This window comes from Citrobacter sp. MGH103 (assembly GCF_001034475.2).
GTDB classification, from domain to species: domain Bacteria; phylum Pseudomonadota; class Gammaproteobacteria; order Enterobacterales; family Enterobacteriaceae; genus Citrobacter; species Citrobacter freundii.
In genome coordinates this window covers 2,613,090-2,627,486 of the sequence record NZ_CP073043.1, presented here as the reverse complement: position 1 = coordinate 2,627,486, position 14,397 = coordinate 2,613,090, and the positions used below count along the sequence as shown (strand labels likewise).

The following is a 14,397-nucleotide window of genomic DNA, read 5'->3' as shown; positions in this document are numbered from 1 at the left end:
GATTATACGTGCAGACGATGGTGCAAACGTGCGCCGACCAGCAACGCCAGCACCAGCATCAGGGCGATAAATCCGCCCACGCCGTTCCAGCCGTAGCTGTGCCAGAATACGCCGCCGAGCGTACCGGCAATACTGGATCCCAGATAATAGCTGAACAGATACAGGGAAGAAGCCTGGCCTTTAGCGCGTTTTGCCCGTGGTCCAATCCAGCTGCTTGCTACGGAGTGCGCGGCAAAAAAACCGGCTGAAAAGAGCAGCATCCCGGCGAAGATCAGCCATAGCGATGTGAACAGGGTCATCAACAGTCCAACCAGCATCACGCCAGTTGAAAAGAGCATTACCGGGCCACGGCCATAACGAGTGGTCATAGAACCTGCTTTTGGCGAACTCCAGGTCCCGGTCAGATACGCCACAGATAACAGACCGACAACCGCCTGGCTGAGCTCCCACGGAGAGAGCATCAGGCGGTAGCCGATGTAATTAAACAGCGTGACAAACGATCCCATCAGTAAAAAACCTTCCGCAAACAGCAGCGGCAAGCCTCTGTCGCGCCAGTGCAAGCGGAAGTTGATAAACAACGTTTTCGGGCGCAGCGACGTTGGTCTGAAATGACGAGATTCCGGCAGGATTTTCCAGAACATCAGCGCAGAGGCAAGGGCAAAACAGCCGATCGCCGCCAGCGCGATACGCCAGTTAAAAAAGTCGGTAAACACGCCGCTGATCAAGCGACCACTCATACCGCCAATCGAGTTACCGCTGATATACAAGCCCATTGAGAAGGCGACGAAACTAGGATGAATCTCTTCACTCAGATAGGTCATCCCTACCGCCGCGACCCCGCTCAGTGAAAGTCCTATCAGCGCCCGCATGATTAAAATACCGTGCCAGCTGGTCATCATTGTTGAAAGGAGCGTACAACAAGAGGCGAGCAGCAGCGCGGTAACCATCACCGGCTTGCGGCCAATAGCATCTGAAAGTGGACCGGTAAACAGTAACCCTATCGCCAGCATCGCCGTTGAAATGGAGAGCGAAATACTACTGCTGGCAGGAGAGACACCAAACTCGTGCGAAAGCACAGGCAGTATGGGTTGTACGCAATAGAGGAGGGCAAAAGTCGCCAGTCCGGCGGAAAACAGCGCCAGCGTGACACGCATAAATGGGGATGTTCCGCGTTTGATAAAACCATCCGGCGGGGTAACTATCTGTTCATCAACATCGCTTGTTGGCGCGGTATCGACAGTTGTTGTACGGCTCACTTGAAATCCTTGCTCATCCAATTACGTCTACAGGACCAGCCTTAAGAGTATGAAAATCACAATATTCTGTCTAATATATTAATAATCTCAAATAATATTTTTAAAATATGAATATCGAACTGCGTCATTTACGTTACTTTGTGGCCGTTGCCGAAGAGTTGCATTTTGGTCGGGCGGCAGCGCGATTAAACATTTCGCAACCGCCGCTAAGCCAGCAGATCCAGATCCTTGAACAGCAGGTTGGCGCCCGGTTACTTGCCCGAACTAACCGTAGCGTGGCGCTGACCTCTGCCGGAAAGCAGTTTCTTGCAGACAGTCGGCAGATCCTCGGGCTGGTTAATGAAGCCGCCGCCAGGGCTGAGCGTTTGCATTTGGGAGAAGCAGGGGAATTGCGTATCGGCTTTACGTCGTCGGCGCCGTTTATCAAAGCCGTTTCAGATACGTTATCTCTGTTTCGCCAAAGCTACCCGGCAGTGCATATGCAAACCCGCGAAATGAACACACGTGAGCAAATTGCCCCGCTTAATGAAGGGACGCTGGATTTGGGACTTCTGCGCAATACGCAGCTTCCGGAAACGCTGGAGCGTGAAATCATTCTGCATGAACCACTGATGGCGATGATCCCACGCGCGCATCCGTTGGCGCAAAAACCCGTGGTCACGTTGGCCGAACTGGCGAATGAACCATTTGTCTTTTTTGATCCCCATGTGGGGACAGGGTTGTATGACGATATTCTTGGCCTGATGCGTCGCTATGGACTAAAACCGACGATTGCGCAGGAGGTTGGCGAAGCGATGACTATCATCGGGCTGGTGGCTGCAGGATTAGGGGTTTCTATACTTCCTGCTTCTTTTAAACGGGTGCAGCTATATGAAATGTGTTGGATCCCGATAGCGGAAGAAGATGCTGTCTCGGAAATGTGGTTAGTGTGGCCAAAGCATCATGAGCAAAGTCACGCCGCGCAACGCTTTCGTGAGCAGCTGCTGGCGGCCGTTCAGGCGATTAATTTAGTTTAAAAATGAGTGAAAATGTGCAGTAAATCACAAGGCTAAGTAAAAAGTTGACGGGAGCCATTGAAGTGCTTCACCATAGCCCGCAGATTATTTCGGAGCGCGAAAATAAAGGGAGTAAGTGGTGGTTGCTGATAGTCAGCCTGGGCATATCGATCAAATTAAGCAGACCAATGCTGGCGCGGTTTATCGCCTGATTGATCAGCTGGGTCCGGTATCGCGTATTGATCTCTCTCGCCTGGCGCAATTGGCGCCTGCCAGTATTACTAAAATTGTCCGCGAAATGCTCGAAGCGCACCTGGTGCAAGAGCTGGAAATCAAGGAAGCGGGCAGCCGTGGGCGTCCGGCAGTTGGGCTGGTTGTTGAAACGGAAGCCTGGCACTATTTATCCATCCGTATCAGTCGCGGCGAGATCTTTCTGGCACTGCGCGATCTGAGCAGCAAACTGGTGGTAGAAGATTGTCTTGAAATGGAGCTGGTCAGTGAAACACCGCTTCTGGAACGTGTTATTACCCAGGTCGACCAGTTTTTCATCCGCCATCAACAAAAGCTGGAACGCTTAACCTCCATCGCCATCACCTTACCCGGCATTATTGATACTGAAAACGGTATCGTGCATCGCATGCCATTTTACGAAGATGTCAAAGAGATGCCGCTGGGCCAGGCGCTTGAGAACCATACTGGCGTACCGGTCTATATTCAGCATGATATCAGCGCCTGGACCATGGCTGAGGCGCTTTTCGGCGCATCGCGCGGCGCGCGCGACGTCATTCAGGTGGTGATCGATCATAATGTGGGTGCAGGGGTGATCACTGACGGTCATTTACTGCATGCAGGCAGCAGTAGCCTGGTGGAAATTGGCCATACGCAGGTGGATCCGTACGGTAAACGCTGCTACTGCGGTAACCATGGTTGTCTGGAAACGATCGCCAGCGTCGACAGCGTGCTCGAACTGGCGCAGGTGCGCTTGAAGCAGTCAATGAGTTCTTCTTTACACGGACAACCGCTGACGGTAGACGCACTGTGTCTGGCGGCAATGCAGGGTGATTTATTGGCGAAAGATATCATTAGCGGCGTCGGGACCCACGTCGGCAGAATTCTTGCCATCATGGTGAATTTGTTCAACCCGCAAAAGATATTGATTGGGTCTCCGCTCAGTAAAGCGGCAGATATCTTGTTCCCTACCATCGCTGACAGCATTCGTCAGCAGGCACTTCCGGCTTACAGTCAGCATATAGTCGTCGAAAGTACGCAGTTTACCAATCAGGGGACGATGGCGGGGGCGGCGCTCGTTAAGGACGCGATGTATAACGGTTCTTTGTTGATTCGTCTATTACAGGGTTAACATTTTTTAACTGTTGTACGAAAAATTGCGCTATCTCAAGCTGATCCTGGTCGTCATACCTTAGACTTTCTCCACTGTTTTATTTTCCTGACTTATATTTTCAAAGCATAACGGTGGAGTTAGTGATGCTGAAGCGTTTCTTTATTACAGGTACAGACACTTCTGTTGGGAAGACCGTGGTTTCCCGCGCATTACTACAAGCGTTAGCGTCAGGGGGTAAAAGCGTTGCGGGTTACAAACCTGTAGCCAAAGGCAGCAAAGAGACGCCCGAAGGTCTGCGCAACAAAGATGCGCTGGTGCTGCAAAGCGTGTCCACTATCGAACTGCCTTACGAAGCGGTCAACCCGATTGCGCTCAGCGAAGACGAAAGTAGCGTAGCGCATAGTGGTCCGGTCAATTACACCCTGTTATCCAACGGTCTCGCAAGCCTCAGCGAAAAAGTCGATCACGTTGTCGTGGAAGGCACCGGAGGCTGGCGGAGCTTGATGAACGATCTGCGTCCGTTATCGGAATGGGTGGTGCAGGAACAACTGCCGGTGCTGATGGTGGTGGGTATCCAGGAAGGCTGTATTAATCATGCCATCCTCACCGCACAGGCGATTGCCAGCGACGGACTGCCGCTGATTGGCTGGGTCGCGAACCGAATCAACCCGGGGCTGGCGCATTATGCGGAAATCATTGATGTGCTGGGTAAAAAATTACCTGCCCCGCTTATCGGTGAACTGCCTTATCTGCCTCGTGCAGAGCAGCGTGAGCTGTCGCAGTACATCCGTCTGTCAATGCTCGGCAGCGTGCTGTCGGTAGATAGAGTCGTGGCGTAACGTACGCGACAGCACCGACGCCAGGACACAGGCAATCAGTAATCCGGGGAGCAGGCGATACTCCCCGGTCATTTCACAAACCATCAAGGTCGACATTATTGGTGCATGCGTGGTAGCCGCCAGCAGCGTGGCCATCCCCGTTAAGCCCAGCAAAATAGCAATTTCATCCGAGCCCGGAAGCCATAATCCCCATACCTGACCCAGCAGCATGCCCACCGACAAGCCGACAAACAGCGTTGGCGTAAACACGCCACCTGGCGCACCGGATCCACTGCTGGCAAGCACCGCCAGTAATTTGCAGATAAAAATCCCGCTAACTACGGCCAGCAGCGGTGGCGAAAGTAAATATGACTGCACCACGCTGTAGCCATTACCCCAGACTGCAGGCGTGAGCAATGAAAGCAGGCCAACGATCAACCCACCAAGCGCCAGTTGCCACGGCGGCGAGAGTTTTAAGCGCAAAAAACCATTATGGCTGGCGGTCATCAGCCTCATGAAGAGCGGTCCGCAGAAGCCAGCAGTCAGACCGGTGCTGACAATCATAACGTATTCCAGAGTATGCAATTCCCGAGACAGGTGCACGGTATACAGCAGCGCATTGCTGTCGCTAAGCAGATTGGTGGTGAGTAATGCGACTACGGCGGACACCACTACCGGTCCCAGTGATGCGAGGATCAGCGTGCCAAACAACACTTCGGCAATAAATAAACTGCCCGCCAGCGGGGCATGATAGGCTCCGGCCATACCCGCTGCGGCGCCGCAGGCAATCCATAACTTCCATTCTGTACGTGGGGTAAAGCGTTGAGCAAAGCAGGAAGCCGCCAGCGCCGCCAGTAAAATCATGGCACCTTCGCGTCCGATAGCGCTCCCGCTGGCGACAACCAGTAACGAGGCCAGCGATTTCACCAGGCTTGCACTGACGTCAAATTGTCCGTCGGTTTGTAGGGCTTCCATATAATCAGTGGGAGCCTGTGGGCGTAAACGGTTAAATTTTTGCCAGCCCCACAGCAGTAATCCAGCCGCCAGACCGCCGAGTGCAGGTGTCAGCATACGCCTTAAAGGCGAAAGGTTTGTCGCAGCGTTGACCAGACTCCCCGTGTTATTGCTCAGAAACAACCATTCGAGAAGCAGCATGGCATGACGAAATCCTGCGACGGCCAGCTCAGCAAGGACGCCAATCAACGCGGCGATCAGCAGACGGCGGAACATGGCGCGCAGGTCAGGATAAGCATGTAAATGATGCATGTGTGGCCAGAGAGGAAGTTTCAGACGTTTTATTTTGCGGCTATTTGACAACAGAAGCAAAAGCTCAGCGTGCGCAACAGGATGCACCACAGGCAGTATGCATCCTGCCTGTGACGAAATTAACGAAACAAAGGCTTATCGGCTACCGGGATCAGTAACTGTGATTGCCACTGTGCCAGCGTCAGACGCGCCAGCTCACCCAGCGCCTGGTAGAACGGGTGATCGGCTTTTTCGATAAATACATTAAGGAAGCGCGATGACCATGGGAACAGATGCCAGGCCAGCAGCTGTTCGCACTCGGTGTGGCGTTCGTTCTCAGCAAGCCAGGCCGTCAGCAACAGTAGTGAACCAAAGTGATCTTCGGGCTCATTTTGCTGCATGGCAAACTGGATACCGTTGTCCCGCATCCACTGACGCAGAGCCAGCGTGGAGTCGCCAAACAACACGTTTTCACGATCCAGCCAGACGGATCCCCAGGGCGGAGAAGGGAGCGCATAAGGGCCAACAAACAGACGTTGCCAGGCCTGCGGGAGAGACTCATCGGCCTCAGCCTGAAACTGTGCAACTAACGGCGAAAGCGTTGTCTTTTCAAGCGGCCACTGCGCCTGCCAACCATCGTTGCTTAACGCACTGACCAGTGCCGAAGCTTCGGCACTGTCTGGGGCATAGTAAAACAGCGCGCCGAGCACACGCGCTGCGGTGGAAAAGTTGTCACGTTGTGAAAAATGGGTCATGCAAACAATCCTGAACAGTGCGGGTTGCCCCGCACCCGAAAATTAACCTGCGACAGCCATTCCGACTGTCATATGTAAACCGTAAAACAAGCCGCGGCCAATGATTTCACCGGCGAGGACGGACACTAAGCCCAGCGCCAGTCCGCCGACGAACGGTTCTTTGCGACGGACAAGCGGACATATCCAGCAGCCCAGACCCGCAACCAGCAGGAGGATGCGCCAGACTTGCAGGCTTGCGTAGTCGGGCACCAGCGCGCCGGCGTTTTGTACCGAACTGTGGATTTCGCTGAGCGACAGTCCCTGCAGCACAACAACAGCCACGGTCGCCAGCAGGGCCAGCACGCTGATACCGGCGAATCTGGCAGGGCTGCAGGAAACACCCGCAGCCCGCAGCAGCAGGGCGGCAAACAGCGGCCCGCTCAGCAGCATCGTCATGAAAAACGCCAGTGTAGTATAGCCGTTATACCAGGTTGGGACGGTGTCTATCTGGTAGACGTTGGTCATCGCATAGACAAATACCAGGCCCAGCAACATGCTCAACAGCAGCCAGATTTTACCTAACGTTGCGGGCATTTTACCGAGAAACGCCACCAGCCACCACAGGCCACCGACGGCGAAAAACAGCGAACCGCTGGCAATTTCGTTACTCAGCGCCGATGCGCCAATTCTGTTCAGCGAGTTAAATGCGCGCAGCGGCGAACCTAAATGCATGACCGAGGCGAGAAAGGCGATGCCCATCACCAGCCACAGAAAAAACATGCTGCGAACGATACGTTGTTTTACCAGCTCGTCTTTAGCGGTTAGCCAGCCGTAGCCACTTACGATCAGCGTCCCGGCTACGCACTGGCCCAGCACCGTAAACAGGACCAGCGGCCATTCATGCCATCCATTTCCCATTTTACACCTCCTTTGGATTAGCCAGAAAACCCGTGGTATCCCCGGTCGGGCGGCAATTGGCGTTTGGTTTGATCACAATACTCGGTCTGGTGAAGTGCGCACTCGGCAGCGGGGCGACGGCTGCCAGATCACCATATTTTTTGCGCAGCTCATCAATGGGACCGAAGTCCAGCGCACGCAGCGGACAGGACTCGACGCAGACAGGCTTTTTGCCGTCTGCCACGCGGTCATGACAGCCATCGCACTTGGTCATATGCCCTTTGGCGGCATTGTACTGCGGTGCGCCGTACGGACAGGCCATGTGGCAGTAACGACAGCCAATACACACATCTTCATCAACGACCACAAAACCATCATCACGTTTATGCATAGCCCCGCTGGGGCAAACCTTGGTACAGGCCGGATCTTCACAGTGGTTACAGGCAATGGAGAGGTAGTAGGCGAAAACGTTCTGTCGCCAGACGCCGTTGTCTTCCTGCCAGTCACCTCCGGCGTATTCGTAAATCCGGCGGAAACTGACGTCGGGCGTGAGATCCTTGTAGTCTTTGCAGGCCAGTTCGCAGGTTTTGCATCCGGTACAACGACTGGAATCAATAAAAAATCCATACTGAGTTGTCATGGGTTAGTCCTTAAACCTTCTCGATCTCGACCAGATTAGTGTGCTGTGGGTTGCCTTTTGCCAGCGGTGAAGGGCGCTGTGTTGTCAGCGTATTGACGCAGGCGCCATGATCAATTTTGTCGCCGGTCATATCGGCATCGTGCCATGCACCCTGGCCCATTGCGCTGACGCCAGGCAGGATCCGCGGCGTCACTTTGGCGGCAATACGTACTTCACCGCGGTCGTTAAAGACCCGCACCATATCGCCATTTGCAATACCACGCTTTTGGGCATCGACAGGGTTGATCCACACTTCCTGGCGGCAGGACGCCTGCAGAACATCGATATTGCCGTAGCTGGAGTGCGTACGGGATTTGTAATGGAAGCCAAACAACTGCAGCGGAAATGCGCTGCGTTTCGGATCATCCCACCCTTCAAACGTAGAGGCGTAGACGGGAAGCGGGCTAATTACTTCGTCCTTTTGCAACTCCCAGGTGTTGGCTATTTTCGCCAGTCGACTGGAATAAATTTCAATCTTTCCGGACGGTGTTTTGAGCGGATTGACCTGCGGATCGTCGCGGAATTTTTTATAAGCGACAAAATGCCCGTTAGGGTCTTTACGTTTATAGATCCCCATTTTTTTCAGCTCGTCATAGGAAGGCAGCGCGGGGTCTTTGGCCAGCATTTTTGCATACAAATACTGGAGCCACTGTTCCTGAGTACGGCCCTCCGTAAAGCGTTGATAGATATCATTGCCAAGGCGTTTGGCGACTTCGCTCATTATCCAGTAGATCGGTTTACGCTCGAACTTCGGTGACGTCGCGGGTTGAATAAAAATGAGGTATCCCATGTTGCCCGCATAGTCGTTAGGAATAATGTCTTCCTGTTCGACGGTCATTAGGTCCGGCAGCAGAATATCGGCATATTTGGCCGAGGATGTCATGAAGTTTTCGATGACCACTATCATTTCGCATTTCGTATCATCCTGAAGGATCTCATGCGTTTTATTGATATCTGAGTGCTGATTAGTAATGGTGTTGCCCGCGTAGTTCCAGATAAATTTAATCGGTACATCGAGCTTATCTTTCCCGCGCACGCCATCGCGGGTTGCGGTCATTTCCGGGCCACGAGCGATGGCGTCGGTCCAGCTAAAGCAGGATATCTGGGTCTTGATGGGATTCTCCGGCAGCGGCATGCGTTCAATCGTGATGGTGTAGGTTGATTCTCGTGCACCGCTATTGCCGCCGTTGATGCCAACGTTGCCGGTCAGGATAGGCAACATCGCGATCGCGCGTGAGGTCAGTTCGCCGTTAGCCTGACGTTGCGGACCCCAACCCTGACAAATATATGCCGGTTTTGTGCTGCCGATTTCCCGAGCCAGTTTGATAATGCGATCGGCGGGGGTCCCGGTGACATGCGAGGCCCATTGGGGCGTTTTAGCGATACCGTCATCGCCGTTGCCAAGTATATAGGCCTTGTAATGTCCGTTAGCGGGGGCGTCGGCGGGTAGGGTTTTCTCGTCATAACCAATGCAATATGTGTCGAGGAACGCCTGATCGACAAGATTTTCGTTAATCATAACCCAGGCAAGTCCCGCCACGAGTGCGGCATCGGTTCCTGGGCGGATAGGGATCCACTCATCTTCACGACCCGCAGCGGTATCGGTATAGCGCGGATCAATGACGATCATCCGGGCATTAGATCGCTCCCGGGCCTGCTCAAGGAAGTACGTTATTCCGCCGCCGCTCATGCGCGTTTCGGCACGATTATTGCCAAACATTACTACCAGTTTCGTGTTTTCGATGTCGGATGTGCTGTTGCCGTCATTTGAGCCGTAGGTATAAGGCATTGCTGCCGCGATTTGTGCGGTGCTGTAAGTGCCGTAATGGCTCAGGAAACCGCCATAGCAGTTCATCAGGCGAGCGACCAGCGAGGCATAAGGAGAGGAGCGCGTAATGTTGCCGCCTACAATGCCTGAGGTGTAATTAATATAAACAGCTTCATTACCGTATTTCTCTACGGTATTTTTTAAACTGTCACTGATGGTATCCAGTGCTTCCTGCCAGGTTATACGTTCGAATTTTCCCTCACCACGTTTGCCTACGCGCTTCATCGGATAATTCAGGCGATCCGGATGATTGATCCGTCGGCGGATTGAACGCCCACGCAGACAGGCACGAACCTGGTGCTGACCATAAATATCGTCTCCGGTCGTATCGGACTCCACCCATACGACTTCGTCATCTTTGACGTGGAGTTGCAGGGCGCATCGACTACCGCAATTCACGGAACACGCGCCCCAAACCACTTTCTCTTCAGCCGGTTGTATCGCCTGTTGTACCGCAGCGGCGGCGGTGCGCATTCCAAAAGGTAATGACAGCCCGCCTGCGGCAAGCGCCAGCGAACCGATAGCCGAGGATTTCACTAACGTCCTGCGGCTGATGCCTCCATATTGCTCAATATCAGACATAACTCACTCCATTATAGTTATCGCTATATATTAATCTCTACAGCGAAATTAATAGCATGCTAATAATGGAGTGAGTTTACCCATTTATGGGTATGTCATCTTAATGCATATCAAACTGGAGTAACCCTCCGCGCGCGGAGGGTGAGATTTATTGCGGTTCGGCGACGTGTCCGTCTTGTGCAGATGTGCTATTGGCGGGGGCGTTGCCGCTGTTGGTCCGGGTATAGAGAATTTTGTGCGTATCATTTGCACAATGTCCGACTACCAGTGAGTCAGGTTGATCGGCCTGATCGTTGGGGACAATATTCAGCGTGAAGCTGGATTCAGCAACACCATTATTGATGATGCGCTGTTCGATATCGCTTTTTACGCGTTCGCATGACGCGGGTGCCGCCAGAACCTGCGGGGAAGCGACTACCAATATGATCGCGGCAATTCCTGGTATGTATTTCATCATCAGCTCCTTTATGATCGACTTAAACTAAGATTAGCATTTCTGGTGTAAATAACTGTATTTGCTAATATGATTGAGAATTATCTTCTTATCCCGGTGAAAAATGTGAAGAAACAGACCCTGTTAGGTTTCCTGTGCGTCGTGCTTGTTGGGTGTGATAACGCTAAAGGGCTGGTTTCCTTTACGCCGGAAATGGCCAGTTTTTCCAATGAATTTGATTTCGACCCGCTGCGTGGGCCGGTGAAAGATTTCAGCCAGACGCTGCTCAATGATAAAGGTGAGGTTACTAAGCGTGTCGTTGGTACGCTGTCACAGGAAGGGTGTTTCGATACGCTTGAACTGCACGATATTGAAAACAATACCGGTATGGCGCTGGTCCTGGATGCAAACTACTACCGGGATGCCGAAACGCTGGAAAAACGGATCCGTTTACAGGGCAAATGCCAACTGGCGGAACTGCCTGCGGCAGGAGTGGTGTGGGATACCGACGATAACGGTTTTGTCGTTTCTGCCACGGGGAAAGAGATGAAGGTGGAATATCGCTATGATGCGGAAGGCTACCCGCTGGGTAAAACAACCGTCAATAAGGACAATACCTTACAGGTTGATGCCAAACCGTCGGTCGACCCGTTGAAGAAGCTGGATTACACCGCGGTGAGCCTGCTCAACAATCATCCGGTAGGCAACGTCAAACAAACGTGCAAATACGATGAATACGCAAATCCGGTCAACTGCCAGCTCGTTATCGTTGACGAGAGCGTGAAGCCGGCAGTTGAACACCATTACTCAATTGAAAACACCATCGCGTACTATTAGTCAGGCTTTATTGAGCTGTAGGTTGCAGCAGGTTTGGACCTGACGTTTTATGTTCTGCCAGATACTGCTGCTGGAAGATACACATACGGATAGTGTTGCGGTATTGGCCGTTGATAAAAAATTCATGAATCAGCTCGCCTTCGACCATAAAGCCAAGTTTACGGTAGATGTGGATAGCTTTTTCGTTCTCTTTATCAACGATCAGATACAGCTTATATAAATTGAGTACGGTAAAGCCGTAATCCATCGCCAGCTTAGCAGCCCGGGAAGCCAGACCTTTGCCCTGATAATCAGGGGAAATAATGATCTGGAATTCCGCCCGTCGGTGCACATGGTTAATTTCAACCAGTTCCACGAGTCCGGCTTTTTCACCGTCGCATTCCACCACAAAGCGACGTTCGCTTTGGTCGTGAATGTGTTTGTCATACAGGTCTGACAGCTCAACAAACGCTTCGTAAGGTTCTTCAAACCAGTAACGCATTACGCTGGCGTTATTATCAAGCTGATGGACGAATCGTAAATCTTCACGCTCCAGCGGGCGCAACTTAACACTGAGGGCGCTAGTCATATCGTATCCTTTCAATATCCTTCAAAGTGCAATGATTATGGGGCAACGGTGCGGCCAGTACGGCGGTCAAGGCAGCGCAATGTGTTAGGTTCCCAGTACGCATTAATATTAGCGCTCTGTTCGCATTTATCACGGCTATCAAAGGCTGTATCGGCTTTGTCCCACTCTTTCTCTGCACGTTTGTTGACTTTCTGGCGAAGCTGACGCGTATCGTTCCATTGTTCCTTTTCCATTGCTGCTTGTTGACGACTTTGCGCACTGTCCCCGGATTCAATGACCAGTTTACTGGTTTCAGCAAATGCGGAAGAGGTGTACACAGCCGCAGCCAGCGTCAGCATAGCCGTCAGGCACAGGCGTTTGGTCAGTGTAATTTTCATGGCGAATTCCTTTTATGGGAAAGGGTAAAAACGATAAAACAGGGTTAAATTCTACACTATTCCGGTTTGCGGGCATACCCACCCGGTGGATATGGATACGCTAACGAGATTCTGTCGTATCATAGTTAAACCGAAGGTAACTGAATAACATCAATGCTTAAGACCACATTTCTTTTTTTCGTCACCGCGTTATGCGAAATCATTGGCTGCTTTTTACCCTGGCTTTGGCTTAAGCGAGGGGCTACAGCCTGGTTGCTGATACCCGCCGGGATGTCACTGGCTTTATTCGTCTGGTTGCTGACACTCCATCCGGCAGCCAGCGGGCGTGTATACGCAGCCTATGGCGGTGTTTACGTGGTGACCGCGCTGCTATGGCTACGCATTGTCGATGGTGTAAAACTCAGTTTGTATGACTGGTCTGGCGCGCTGGTGGCGTTGTGCGGCATGTTGATCATTGTGGCTGGATGGGGGCGCGCATAGCGCCTTTTTTGTGATCAAGCAGAGTTTTTTTGATCTTTATACTTGTATGGTAGTAGCTCAGTTGAGTAAATTTCATGCATCACAAGAACAGATGTAGGGAATAAGAAATGAAGATTGTTGGGGCTGATGTTTTTGTTACCTGTCCTGGGCGTAATTTTGTGACGTTGAAAATTACGACAGAAGATGGGATCACCGGGCTGGGAGATGCCACGTTAAATGGACGCGAGCTGTCCGTGGCGTCGTATCTGAAAGATCACGTGTGTCCGCAGCTTATTGGTCGCGATGCGCATCGTATTGAGGATATCTGGCAGTTTTTCTACAAAGGCGCGTACTGGCGTCGTGGGCCGGTCACCATGTCGGCGATTTCCGCAGTGGATATGGCATTGTGGGACATCAAAGCGAAAGCAGCCAATATGCCGTTGTACCAGTTACTCGGCGGTGCTTCTCGTGAAGGAGTTATGGTTTATTGCCATACCACTGGCCATACCGTGGATGACGTACTGGAAGATTATGCGCGTCATAAAGAAATGGGTTTTAAAGCGATTCGCGTACAGTGTGGCGTACCGGGCATGAAAACCACTTACGGTATGTCTAAAGGCAAAGGACTGGCCTATGAACCTGCCACTAAAGGGCAATGGCCGGAAGAACAGTTATGGTCAACGGAGAAATATCTCGATTTCACGCCAAAACTGTTTGAAGCCGTGCGCGATAAATTCGGTTTCAACGAACATCTTCTGCACGACATGCATCACCGTCTGACGCCAATTGAAGCGGCCCGTTTTGGCAAAAGCATTGAGCAATATCGTCTGTTCTGGATGGAAGACCCAACCCCAGCTGAAAACCAGGAGTGCTTCCGCCTGATCCGCCAGCATACCGTCACGCCGATTGCGGTAGGGGAAGTGTTCAATAGCATCTGGGACTGCAAACAGCTGATCGAAGAACAATTGATCGACTATATCCGCACCACCATCACCCATGCGGGTGGTATCACCGGTATGCGCCGGATTGCTGATTTCGCGTCGCTGTATCAGGTACGTACCGGTTCACATGGACCTTCCGATCTATCGCCTGTGTGCATGGCCGCCGCGCTGCATTTTGATCTGTGGGTGCCGAACTTCGGCGTACAGGAATATATGGGCTATTCCGAGCAGATGCTGGAAGTGTTCCCACATAACTGGACCTTTGATAACGGCTATATGCACCCAGGAGACAAACCCGGCCTTGGGATCGAGTTTGACGAAAAACTGGCGGCGAAATATCCGTATGACCCTGCATATCTGCCTGTTGCTCGCCTGGAAGATGGCACGCTGTGGAACTGGTAAGGAG

15 protein-coding genes are annotated in these 14,397 nt (G+C 52.3%); 6 read left to right on the top strand and 9 right to left on the bottom strand.

Annotated elements, in window-relative coordinates:
• Positions 1-2: 2 nt before the first annotated feature.
• Positions 3-1,256, bottom strand: coding sequence for an MFS transporter (locus SK33_RS12660; RefSeq protein ID WP_003028925.1), 1,254 nt, complete (start codon positions 1,254-1,256; stop codon positions 3-5).
• Between the two features lie 107 nt (positions 1,257-1,363).
• On the opposite strand from SK33_RS12660, the gene SK33_RS12655 reads away from it, so the two are divergent.
• The 3 genes from SK33_RS12655 (at position 1,364) to bioD (ending at position 4,432) form a co-directional block, all read left to right on the top strand.
• Positions 1,364-2,272 carry a LysR family transcriptional regulator gene (locus SK33_RS12655; protein WP_003836337.1) on the top strand — a complete coding sequence of 303 codons (909 nt, stop codon included), beginning with the start codon at positions 1,364-1,366 and terminating at the stop codon, positions 2,270-2,272.
• Positions 2,273-2,390: 118 nt separating this feature from the next.
• The gene (gene mlc / locus SK33_RS12650; protein WP_003028923.1) at positions 2,391-3,611 is read left to right on the top strand and encodes a sugar metabolism global transcriptional regulator Mlc; all 1,221 of its coding nucleotides are present in this window, start codon (positions 2,391-2,393) and stop codon (positions 3,609-3,611) included.
• Positions 3,612-3,736: 125 nt separating this feature from the next.
• Positions 3,737-4,432: a dethiobiotin synthase gene (bioD, locus tag SK33_RS12645; RefSeq protein ID WP_003028922.1), complete on the top strand. Its 696-nt coding sequence runs from the start codon at positions 3,737-3,739 to the stop codon at positions 4,430-4,432.
• Here the strand turns inward: bioD and clcB are convergent.
• The 6 genes from clcB to SK33_RS12615 all read right to left on the bottom strand — a co-directional run bounded on the left by clcB (position 4,388) and on the right by SK33_RS12615 (position 10,833).
• On the bottom strand, positions 4,388-5,677 hold the full coding sequence (clcB, locus tag SK33_RS12640) for a voltage-gated ClC-type chloride channel ClcB (protein ID WP_048219923.1): 1,290 nt from the start codon (positions 5,675-5,677) through the stop codon (positions 4,388-4,390). The two genes, bioD and clcB, sit on opposite strands and share 45 nt — an antisense overlap.
• Before the next feature lie 119 nt (positions 5,678-5,796).
• Positions 5,797-6,411, bottom strand: coding sequence for a Tat proofreading chaperone DmsD (gene dmsD / locus SK33_RS12635; protein ID WP_003028918.1), 615 nt, complete (start codon positions 6,409-6,411; stop codon positions 5,797-5,799).
• Between the two features lie 42 nt (positions 6,412-6,453).
• Positions 6,454-7,308, bottom strand: coding sequence for a dimethyl sulfoxide reductase anchor subunit family protein (locus tag SK33_RS12630; protein ID WP_048218956.1), 855 nt, complete (start codon positions 7,306-7,308; stop codon positions 6,454-6,456).
• 1 nt (position 7,309) lies between these two features.
• A complete protein-coding gene (locus tag SK33_RS12625) occupies positions 7,310-7,927 on the bottom strand; it encodes a DMSO/selenate family reductase complex B subunit (protein ID WP_003028915.1) in 618 nt (205 codons plus the stop codon).
• Positions 7,928-7,937: 10 nt separating this feature from the next.
• Positions 7,938-10,376, bottom strand: a complete 2,439-nt coding sequence (gene ynfE, locus SK33_RS12620; RefSeq protein WP_048218955.1) for a selenate/tellurate reductase subunit YnfE — start codon at positions 10,374-10,376, stop codon at positions 7,938-7,940.
• A gap of 148 nt (positions 10,377-10,524) precedes the next feature.
• Positions 10,525-10,833 (bottom strand): DUF1161 domain-containing protein, encoded by a 309-nt coding sequence (locus SK33_RS12615; RefSeq protein WP_085951541.1) that lies wholly within the window; start codon positions 10,831-10,833, stop codon positions 10,525-10,527.
• A gap of 102 nt (positions 10,834-10,935) precedes the next feature.
• Here SK33_RS12615 and SK33_RS12610 point away from each other — a divergent pair, with 102 nt between their 5' ends.
• On the top strand, positions 10,936-11,646 hold the full coding sequence (locus SK33_RS12610; RefSeq protein WP_003032377.1) for a YnfC family lipoprotein: 711 nt from the start codon (positions 10,936-10,938) through the stop codon (positions 11,644-11,646).
• Between the two features lie 7 nt (positions 11,647-11,653).
• Here SK33_RS12610 and speG read toward each other — a convergent pair whose 3' ends face one another.
• Positions 11,654-12,214, bottom strand: coding sequence for a spermidine N1-acetyltransferase (speG, locus tag SK33_RS12605; protein ID WP_003032379.1), 561 nt, complete (start codon positions 12,212-12,214; stop codon positions 11,654-11,656).
• A 35-nt stretch (positions 12,215-12,249) separates the two neighbouring features.
• Complete coding sequence (locus tag SK33_RS12600) at positions 12,250-12,591, bottom strand: DUF1283 family protein (RefSeq protein ID WP_003032382.1); 342 nt, start codon at positions 12,589-12,591, stop codon at positions 12,250-12,252.
• 153 nt (positions 12,592-12,744) lie between these two features.
• Between SK33_RS12600 and SK33_RS12595 the strand changes: the two genes are divergently transcribed.
• Both SK33_RS12595 and rspA read left to right on the top strand, forming a co-directional pair.
• Positions 12,745-13,071, top strand: a complete 327-nt coding sequence (locus tag SK33_RS12595; protein ID WP_003032384.1) for a YnfA family protein — start codon at positions 12,745-12,747, stop codon at positions 13,069-13,071.
• A 107-nt stretch (positions 13,072-13,178) separates the two neighbouring features.
• Positions 13,179-14,393, top strand: a complete 1,215-nt coding sequence (rspA, locus tag SK33_RS12590; protein WP_003032386.1) for a starvation-sensing protein RspA — start codon at positions 13,179-13,181, stop codon at positions 14,391-14,393.
• Positions 14,394-14,397 lie beyond the last annotated feature (4 nt).

Coding starts and splice junctions, on each gene's coding strand:
- SK33_RS12655 (WP_003836337.1), top strand. CDS start 1,364: ATGAATATCGAACTGCGTCATTTACGTTACTTTGTGGCCGTTGCCGAA.
- bioD (WP_003028922.1), top strand. CDS start 3,737: ATGCTGAAGCGTTTCTTTATTACAGGTACAGACACTTCTGTTGGGAAG.
- clcB (WP_048219923.1), bottom strand. CDS start 5,677: ATGCATCATTTACATGCTTATCCTGACCTGCGCGCCATGTTCCGCCGT.
- dmsD (WP_003028918.1), bottom strand. CDS start 6,411: ATGACCCATTTTTCACAACGTGACAACTTTTCCACCGCAGCGCGTGTG.
- SK33_RS12630 (WP_048218956.1), bottom strand. CDS start 7,308: ATGGGAAATGGATGGCATGAATGGCCGCTGGTCCTGTTTACGGTGCTG.
- SK33_RS12625 (WP_003028915.1), bottom strand. CDS start 7,927: ATGACAACTCAGTATGGATTTTTTATTGATTCCAGTCGTTGTACCGGA.
- ynfE (WP_048218955.1), bottom strand. CDS start 10,376: ATGTCTGATATTGAGCAATATGGAGGCATCAGCCGCAGGACGTTAGTG.
- SK33_RS12615 (WP_085951541.1), bottom strand. CDS start 10,833: ATGATGAAATACATACCAGGAATTGCCGCGATCATATTGGTAGTCGCT.
- speG (WP_003032379.1), bottom strand. CDS start 12,214: ATGACTAGCGCCCTCAGTGTTAAGTTGCGCCCGCTGGAGCGTGAAGAT.
- SK33_RS12600 (WP_003032382.1), bottom strand. CDS start 12,591: ATGAAAATTACACTGACCAAACGCCTGTGCCTGACGGCTATGCTGACG.
- SK33_RS12595 (WP_003032384.1), top strand. CDS start 12,745: ATGCTTAAGACCACATTTCTTTTTTTCGTCACCGCGTTATGCGAAATC.
- rspA (WP_003032386.1), top strand. CDS start 13,179: ATGAAGATTGTTGGGGCTGATGTTTTTGTTACCTGTCCTGGGCGTAAT.